Origin of the sequence: Alkalibacterium iburiense (genome assembly GCF_039521845.1) — a bacterium.
In the GTDB taxonomy this organism is placed as follows: domain Bacteria; phylum Bacillota; class Bacilli; order Lactobacillales; family Carnobacteriaceae_A; genus Alkalibacterium; species Alkalibacterium iburiense.
Genome location: NZ_BAAACW010000033.1, coordinates 1 through 9,061 on the forward strand (window position 1 = coordinate 1; position 9,061 = coordinate 9,061).

General features: G+C 39.7%; 9 protein-coding genes. All 9 read left to right on the top strand.

Annotation, left to right across the window (positions count from 1 at the left end; all coding sequences use genetic code 11):
- Positions 1-110: 110 nt before the first annotated feature.
- The 9 genes from ABDZ53_RS02720 (at position 111) to ABDZ53_RS02760 (ending at position 8,992) form a co-directional block, all read left to right on the top strand.
- Positions 111-1,217 (top strand): sensor histidine kinase, encoded by a 1,107-nt coding sequence (locus ABDZ53_RS02720; RefSeq protein WP_343753734.1) that lies wholly within the window; start codon positions 111-113, stop codon positions 1,215-1,217.
- Between the two features lie 27 nt (positions 1,218-1,244).
- Positions 1,245-1,889: a response regulator gene (locus ABDZ53_RS02725; protein ID WP_343753736.1), complete on the top strand. Its 645-nt coding sequence runs from the start codon at positions 1,245-1,247 to the stop codon at positions 1,887-1,889.
- A 90-nt stretch (positions 1,890-1,979) separates the two neighbouring features.
- Positions 1,980-2,912: an ABC transporter ATP-binding protein gene (locus ABDZ53_RS02730; RefSeq protein ID WP_343753738.1), complete on the top strand. Its 933-nt coding sequence runs from the start codon at positions 1,980-1,982 to the stop codon at positions 2,910-2,912.
- A gap of 13 nt (positions 2,913-2,925) precedes the next feature.
- A complete protein-coding gene (locus tag ABDZ53_RS02735; protein ID WP_343753740.1) occupies positions 2,926-4,200 on the top strand; it encodes an ABC transporter permease in 1,275 nt (424 codons plus the stop codon).
- The gene (locus ABDZ53_RS02740; protein ID WP_343753742.1) at positions 4,201-5,292 is read left to right on the top strand and encodes an ABC transporter permease; all 1,092 of its coding nucleotides are present in this window, start codon (positions 4,201-4,203) and stop codon (positions 5,290-5,292) included.
- Between the two features lie 102 nt (positions 5,293-5,394).
- On the top strand, positions 5,395-6,045 hold the full coding sequence (locus tag ABDZ53_RS02745) for a TetR/AcrR family transcriptional regulator (RefSeq protein WP_343753744.1): 651 nt from the start codon (positions 5,395-5,397) through the stop codon (positions 6,043-6,045).
- A 2-nt stretch (positions 6,046-6,047) separates the two neighbouring features.
- Positions 6,048-6,944: an ABC transporter ATP-binding protein gene (locus tag ABDZ53_RS02750; protein ID WP_343753746.1), complete on the top strand. Its 897-nt coding sequence runs from the start codon at positions 6,048-6,050 to the stop codon at positions 6,942-6,944.
- The gene (locus tag ABDZ53_RS02755) at positions 6,945-8,543 is read left to right on the top strand and encodes an ABC transporter permease (RefSeq protein WP_343753748.1); all 1,599 of its coding nucleotides are present in this window, start codon (positions 6,945-6,947) and stop codon (positions 8,541-8,543) included. It abuts the gene before it with no gap.
- A gap of 131 nt (positions 8,544-8,674) precedes the next feature.
- Positions 8,675-8,992: a PadR family transcriptional regulator gene (locus ABDZ53_RS02760; RefSeq protein WP_343753750.1), complete on the top strand. Its 318-nt coding sequence runs from the start codon at positions 8,675-8,677 to the stop codon at positions 8,990-8,992.
- Positions 8,993-9,061 lie beyond the last annotated feature (69 nt).

The window sequence follows — 9,061 nt, forward strand, 5'->3', positions numbered from 1 at the left end:
AACTGTATACTTTTGAGCATTTCAAGTTGATTAAGTGCTTAAAATTATGGGGTTTTGACACCATAATCATGATATAGTTATATCAATAAGCATTTGTGGGAGTGGATCAGATGATAAACTTTTGGGTACCTTTTTCTTTTTTAGTAATGAGCTGGATTTTTTCACTAATCAACCAAGGTGTGACTGTGCCTTCCTTACTATTCAGTTTGACATTTTTTAGCCTGTTCTTTCTACTACCCTTATTGACTGATACGATGAAGAAAATCATTTTCTATCTCTTTCCGATCCTCATTTGCTTAACGTTTTGGACGCAATTATATCATCCCTTTACTTGGTTCATTCTATTCGCACTGTTGGTTCATTTAAGTTCGGAAGCCACATCAAAAGAAACGTTAATCTATTCTATTTATGGAGTATTAAGTTTATTTATCCCTCTTCTGTTTTTACATACACCGATGTCTGCAATAACATTTTTAATACTAGGCAGCTTCTTCTCCTATATTCTGTATGAATTAACAAACAGCCGTCACCTTTTAAGAAAGCTTGATAGGGAGTATCATTCTATCGAAGGAGAAAATAGACGGATGAAGCGACAACTCCTATCAGGTGAAAAAATGATACGACAGGAAGAACGGAATGAAATTGCCAGAGAGTTGCATGATTCTGTTGGTCACCGCTTAACGGCTCTACTCATGCAGTTAGAAGCCGCTCGCGTACAAACGACAGACGAAAAAACAAAAGAGAAAATACAAGAGTTTAAAACATTAGCCCAGAAGAGTCTAAAAGATACGAGAAAAGCTGTTTATGCTATGAAATCAGATGAACGCTCAGGCATTCAAGCGATTATTCAACTCATCAAAAAATTAGAAGCCGAAAGTCATTTGGCTATTAATTTTATAGTCCAATCAGGAATTTTAAACATGAGACTGACCAATGAGCAATCAGCAACGATGTATAGAGGCATTCAAGAGTCATTGACGAATATGATGCGACACAGTGAGACAAAAAAAGCGACGATCGAATTTTCGCTGTTGGGTAATCGCATCGTTCAGTTTAAAGTCAGTCATGCAATGACTCAGAAAAGAGTCATAAAAGAAGGGTTTGGCCTTTCCAATATGAGAAACCGCTTGGAAGAATTAGGGGGTTCTCTTGAGGTGCTTCAAACCGACAAGGCATTCACCGTTATTGGGAAGTTTCCACTAGAACGCGTGGAATAAAGCATTTTATAGAAATGAGGAAGAGACATGGTTCGTATATTATTAGCAGAAGATCAAGTATTAGTCAGACAAGGCCTGAAGATGATGATTGAAACAGATCCTCGTTTAAAAGTAACCGGTGAAGCGAGTAATGGAAGAGAAGCGATTGAGTTATGTGAATCTCACACTTTTGATTTAGCTATATTGGATATCCGGATGCCCGAAATGACTGGTTTGGAAGCGAGTCGCCTAATCAAAGAGCGATGGCCGAAAATGAAGATTTTAATCCTAACGACTTTTAATGATGAAGAGTACGCCTTAGAAGCCCTGAAGACAAAAGTCAACGGTTACTTATTAAAAGACGGAGAATCTGAAGAGTTGATCCGGGCCATTAATCAATGCTTAGAAGGGGGATTAATGATTGAAGGCCACGTGGCAGCTAAAGTCATGCCTTCTCTTTTGGAGCAGAATTCCCTCACCCATCAGACGTTAAACGAGAGCCTGACTGAAAGAGAAGTCGCCATCCTAGCCTTGATTGGTGAAGGGAAAAATAATCAAGAAATAGCATCGGAACTGTTTTTGTCTGTGGGAACCGTTAAAAACCATATTTCGACCATTTTAAGTAAGTTAGAATTAAGGGATCGAACCCAATTGGCCATCTATGCTTTAAAACATAAACTAACTAGTGACTAAAGTCATACCTCTTTATGACTAGAGACAGTGTTGATGCTGTCTCTCTTTTTTTATACTTAGGATGAATAAAAGGAAAGTGAGGAGAAAAATATGTTGGAAACAAGAAACCTGTCTAAAACATTCAAATCAAAAGTGGCTGTTAATAAAGTCTCTCTGTATCTAGAAAAAGGGGAATCGGTTGGCTTACTTGGACCTAATGGAGCTGGAAAGTCAACGACAATAGCGATGATATCTACTTTACTGCCTCCTAGTTCAGGAGAAGTAAGGTATAAAGGCGAAGATGTTTTGAAAAACACTCAGTTACTACGTCCCGTTCTAGGGGTTGTTCCCCAGGAAATAGCTCTGTATGAAGAATTGTCCGCCTATGAAAATATGAAATTTTTCGGCCGAATTTACGGTCTGTCAGGGAAAGAGTTGGAAGAACGCATTCAATATGTCATAGATATCATAGGGTTAACAGACAGACAAAAAGATAGGGTGGAAACATACTCCGGCGGTATGAAAAGACGCATCAATATTGGTGTCACGTTGATGCACGAACCAGACATACTCATTATGGATGAACCGACTGTAGGGATTGACCCCCAGTCCAGAAATTATATTCTGGAAATGATTAGGAGATTAAATAAGGAAAACAATATGACCATTCTGTATACGAGTCATTATATGGAAGAAGTAGAAAAATTGTGCGACCGAGTATACATTATGGATCACGGCGATATCATCGCTTCTGGTACAAATGAAGAGCTGAAAAGTATGTTATCTAATGAGGAAAGTATACAAATTGAAACAGACGCATTAAGTAGCGAATTGAAAGAGAAATTAGAATCACATCCAGTAGTGCAGAGAGTGGTGGAAGAAGAAAAAGGCTATAAAGTCATTACAGCTAAAGGGGATGACTTATTGGGGGACCTCTTTGAAATGGCAAAAGAAGTGAAAACAAAAATAACGGGAGTCTACGTTCAGACACCTACATTAGAAGATGTGTTTCTGCATTTAACTGGAAGAACATTACGAGACTAAGAGGAGAGAGAACATGTTTAATTTAATCAAGAAAGACCTAACCGTGTTAGCTCGTAATAAATCAGAATTGATTGAGCTTCTGCTCATGCCTTTTATTTTGATTTCCATACTTGGTTTTGCTTTAGGTGGGTTGACACAGAACAGCTTTCGTATTGATCCCTTTCCAGTTGGTTATGTCAATGAGACGAATCTGGAAGAGGAATTAGAAAGCTTTGCAGGTTATTTAGAGGAAAACGGAGTCCCTTCAACAGAGATTGACGGCATTTTAAAAATGGCAGAAGACATCAATCCAAGTGAAGCCTTTCAATCCCTAATTATGAGTGAGGACATCCAGGAATGGTTGATGATTGAAGAATTTAGTACACGTGAAGAAGCGGAAGAGGCATTGGGACAAAATGACATTGAAGGCTTGTTTGTTATTCCAAATGAATTTTCACTGACTCTTTGGAGAAACCTATTCTTAGGTGAAGAAGATACCAGCGCACTCGACTTAGAGCTCATTGAATTCAATCACGTCTATTCAGATATTATGAGAAGCATTGTGACTTCATTTGTAGATAATTATAATCTTGAAGTGTCTCTCGCTATGGCCAATCAGGGACAAGAAAATGACCTTCTTTCTCGTTCTCAAAACTACGGAGAAGTGGTTTCTTTATCGGCAGAAGAACCTATTTCAGCTTTTCAATATTACACCATTGGAATGGGAGTCATGTTTGCTTTATATACGGCGCCAACAATAGCCAGTAGAGCATTCAAAGAAAAAGAAGATCACGTTTTTGGACGATTAATGATAGCCGGGAGCAAGCCTATGACTTATCTTATAAGCAAACTTCTATCCAGTATGGGCATCACTTTTATACAACTGGCTGTGTTATTTGGTTTAAGTAATAGTGTATTTGGAACATTCGATGGGAGAAGTGGGACGTTTTGGATGGTTGCAGGGCTTGTCACACTACTGTACTCCTTTGTAGTAGGAACCATCGCCAGTTTATTGACCTCCATTTCACTTTACTCAAACAGTGTAACGACTTCCAGCTTTTTCAGTGGGATTGTGGTGACTCTTTTCGCTCTCATTGGAGGAAGTTTCATACCAGTAGACTCTTTTTCCGATACCTTAAGGAGTTTAGGAAACTGGACGCCTAACGGGGCCGTCATGACGACTTATCTTCAGTTACTGCAAGGATTTTCTCTACAGGAAATCTGGCCTCTGATCCTAAGAGTGAGCAGTTTGGGAGTTATACTCCTCATTTCAAGTGTCTTTATTTTTCCTAAAAGGAGGCTGGATTAAATGTGGACAATATTTAAACTACAGTGGCAGAGACTGTTTAAAGAACCCGTTCTTGTCCTTCTGTTTCTAGGACTTAGCCTGGTGTTTGTCTATTTAATGGGCGGTATGCAGGGCAGTAGCAGCATCGTAGTCAATACCTATAGTGAGGAATTATCGAGCGAAGAATTAACGACTTGGATTGATCGATTAAATGAAGAGGACACGTATGATTTTGTAGAAACAGACTATGAGTCAGTCTATGAAGCCTTACGTATGAACGAAACGCCATTTGCTTTGGAACTAAATGAAGACAATTACCGCTTCCTTATAGCCAGAGAGGAAACGGAAGTCTCGCCTATTATTCAATATGTGGATCGCTTATTTACTAATGAGCAACTCTTACAGGAAGTAAGAGAAAGTGAAGGAAACGAAGTATTTGACTTAGAGGAGTTTTTAACTGTAAATATCGATGCTCAGACTGAGACAGCCTCCTCCAATCAAGTCAATAGCATCCATATCTTAACAGGTATGTCCTTATACTTCACCATCTATTCCGTTTTATTCTTAATGATGAACATGATTGAAGAAAAAAACAAAGGCACATGGAACAGGCTGATTTTTTCTCCAATCAGCAAGACACAGATTTATCTCGGACAATTGCTTCATTACTGGTTAGTAGGAATTGGACAGATTATCCTTACCTTTACCATTCTCCAGGTATTCATGGGATTAAACCTAGGGAATAATTATATTCCTATGTTAGTCGTAGCGAGTTGCTTTGTGTTATCCATTGTTTCTCTGGGGATACTCATTATGGGCATCATTGAAACACCTCAGCAATTAAATGTCATTATTCCCATCGTAGCGACTGGTATGGCTATGATCGGTGGGGCTTTTTGGCCAGTTGAAATTGTCAGTAACTCAGTTCTAAGGTTCTTATCCAGACTAATGCCGATTAAATATGGTATGGAAGGGTTAAGAGGAGCTATACTTCAAGAATACCCTTTATCCGAGTTGGGGGAACCGATTGTCATTCTCTTATTAATGAGTGTTTTTTTCATGGGAATAGGATTGAACTTAATGGAAAGAGTCTCTGAAAAAAGAAGTCTATAATGCAAAAATAGTTATTGACCACCCTGGTCAGATAAGGTAAACTTAACTTATCGACCAGGGTGGTCAATTTTATATTTATGACTATGGGGAAGGAGGACAGCTATGAGTGAAACATTTGAACGCCTACCGGAAGACAAACAAGCAAAGGTACTGGATGCCGCTTTCGTTGAGTTTTGTGAAAAAGGCTATGAACAGGCCTCTACGAACCAGATAGCAAAAGAGGCAGGTATTGGAAAGGGCACCTTGTTTTACTATTTCAAATCTAAGCAAACGCTCTTTCATTATCTAGTAGAAAAGGCTTTTGACATCGCCCAAGAAGAGTATTTGGACAAAATTAATTTTGAAGAAACAGATTTTTTTGAACGCATTAAGCAAACAACTGAATTGAAGTGGGCGGTTTACCACATTCATTCACACGCTTTAAAATTTCTAGCTTATGTTTTTATGCACGCAGATGAAACGGTCCTATCTGTTGAATTGAATGAAAAAAGAAAAATTGCAGAAAAAAAATGGGCGACCGTTTTAACCTATAACATTGATTTTTCTAAATTGAGAGAAGATATCCCTCAGGAAACGTCCCTAAATTTTATCAGGTGGACAGTAGAAGGGTACCGACAGGAATTAGAAGCGCAAATGAAGCAGCTGAATTTTGAAACGATGAACAACGAGGACATGCGTCCTTATTTCGATGAGTTTTATGGGTATTTAGAAACACTGAAAAAAATTTATTATAAAAAGGAAGAGGAGGAATAAGAGTGGAAGCGGTAATCGAAATGAAGCAACTAAAGAAAAGATTCGGGAAAACAAAGGCATTAAAAGACGTCACGTTTCAAGTCAACAAAGGGGAAGTCGTTGGCTTTATCGGTCCGAACGGGGCAGGGAAGTCGACAACGATTCGTATATTGCTAGGCTTAATACAGGCCGATAGTGGAAAAGCGACGATGTTTAATCAGGATGTCTGGGAGGATGCCGTATCTATTCACGAAAGAGTGGCTTATGTTCCAGGAGATGTCAATTTATGGCCTCAGTTAACGGGTGGGGAAGTTATCGACTTATTTTTAAGTATGAGAGGAAAAAAAGTCAATAAAGAACGAAAGGCTGAACTCATTAAGCGGTTTGAATTTGATCCCACTAAAAAGTGTCAGGCCTACTCGAAAGGGAATCGACAAAAAGTCGCTTTAATTGCTGCTTTTGCGGCCGATGCAGACGTCTATATCTTCGACGAACCCACTTCCGGATTGGATCCCTTGCAGGAACGTATCTTTCAGGAATACGTTCAGGAAGTGAAAGCAAAAGGAGCCAGTGTTTTGTTATCTAGTCATATTTTATCTGAGGTTGAACAAATCTGTGATAAAGTGGCTATTATTAGACAAGGAGAAATTGTCGAAGAAGGAAATCTCGCAGATTTGAGACACTTGACACGAACCCTTTTAACAGTCGAAACGAAAGAAGCCGTTCCGACATTAAAGGATCAGCCTTGGGCTCACCACGTGAAAGAGGAAGAGGGTGCGTATGTCTTCCAGTTGGACAGCGATTATATGGATGACTTTTTGCAGTTTATTCGTCCTTATACTGTGGTAAAACTTGAAAGTGCGCCTCCTAAATTAGAAGACTTATTTATGCGTCATTATGAGAGGGAAGGTGACTCATAAATGACTAGTCAAGCATTCAAACAAACCGGTCGTTTATTTGCTTTCTCACTCAAAAAAGAGTGGGTAAAACTGCTCCTTTGGGTATTGGGATGTTTACTCTTTGTTTTCATAGGTATTTTTGCCTTCGTCGAAATCTATTTTGATCCGGCAGAAAGACAAGCTATGGCCATGGCTATGAGCAATCCGGCAATGGAAGCCCTATTCGGCAGAATGATCGGCTCAGACAACTACACCATTGGAGCCATGTATTCTCATATGATGACGATTATGACATTGGTCTTATTTTCCATTCAGTCCATTTTGCTAGTCGTTAGAAACACACGTGCAGAAGAGGAAGAAGGCTTAGTTGAAATGCTTCAGGCCCTCCCTACAGGAAGACTAGCCCATACAGCCTCGACATTGCTCCTCCTGTTTTTAGTCAATGGGGTGGCAGGAATAGGTTCTACAGTAGTTTTATCGGCTTTCGGAGAGGCCAGTATCACTGTTGAAGGAGCCGTGCTCACAGGAATCATCTATGGATTAATCGGTCTTATTTTTGGAACGCTCACATTAGTGACGGCTCAATTATCGTCTAGTGCCCGTGGAACACAGACTTTATCCTTCGGTCTATTAGGGTTAGCTTATATCTTACGTATTATAGGAGACGGAGGAGTTGAAGCATTAAGCTGGATTTCTCCATTAGGCTTACTTTACAGTACAGAGCCCTTTGTCTCTAATTATTGGTGGCCTGTGTTTGTTGGAGTAGGCATCACATTCGTTTTAGTTTTATTATCTTTATATTTGAAGCAGAAAAGAGACTTAGGGTCTGGACTCTTACCAGACCGAGCGGGTAAAAACAAAGCGTCTGCTTTATTGAAAACACCTTTGGGCTTTGCTTTCCGTTTGTTTAGAACACCCTTTATTGTCTGGACAGTATCCTTAATTCTTTTAGGAGTCACTTACGGATCGGTCATAGGAGATGTAGAGGCTATTATTCAGGGAAATGAAATTGTTGAACAGGTCCTAGGTGCCGACTCCACTACAAACATGAGTGAACAGTTCATGGTTGTCATCATTGGTGTTCTGTCTTTAGCAGCTACCATTCCTGTTGTGCAGTCAATCATAAGAATCAGAAGAGAAGAAAAGAAGAACCGTCTGGAACATGTTCTAGCAGGAACACGGAGTCGATGGCGTGTCTTAGGTTCCTTTCTTCTGCTCAGTTTACTGACAAGCTTTTGGATGCAAATCATGCAGATGGCTGCTTTCGCTAGCGGAGCAGTAGCTATGGATTTTGACATCCCCTTATCTGATCCGTTAATTGCAGGGCTCAGCTATTTACCTGCCATCTGGGTGGTATGTGGACTAGCTGTATTATTAATCGGTTGGCTACCTAAACAAACCTCACTTGTTTGGCTTTACTTGGGCTTTGCCTTTTTCGTTTTGTATTTCGGAGAACTGTTCAATTTACCTGATTGGCTCAGGCTGCTTTCGGCTTACGAAGCAGTGCCGGAATACCCCATTGAAAATTTCAGCTGGGGAAGTGCCCTGGTGCTCACCCTCATAGCTGTGGGAATGGCGAGTGGTGGAATTATAGGATTTAAGCGAAGAGATATCGATTAAAAATAAATCAGATTAAGGGCCTATCGGTCTTTAGTCTGATTTTTTACTATTTACTTCATCAGTCGTAGTAATCTATATCTGACTATGCTATACTAAGTACAACGACAGTCGGAGTAAAAAGGAGGGAGTGTATGATCAGTTCAGATACCATAAGAGGATACAACGATACGTTCCTGCTCTCCCTTTTAAATGAAGGGGATTCTTATGGCTATGCACTTTCTAAGGAGATAAAAGACCGAACGGATGGCTTGTATGCGATAAAAGAAACGACCTTGTACTCAGCTTTTACGCGTTTAAAAAAGAATGGGTACATCGAAGCCTACCCGGGAGATGTCACCCAAGGAAAGAAGCGGACGTATTACCGTATCACGGCAGATGGGAAAGAGTATTTAAAAGAGAAACAAAAGGAATGGAATATTACCAAACGTGTGGTAGACCAATTGGGGTAGTGTAAAAAGTTTTATGAAAAAACAAGAAAAAAAGAGAAATACTTCCTCTGATTAACATAAGTGGGAGTA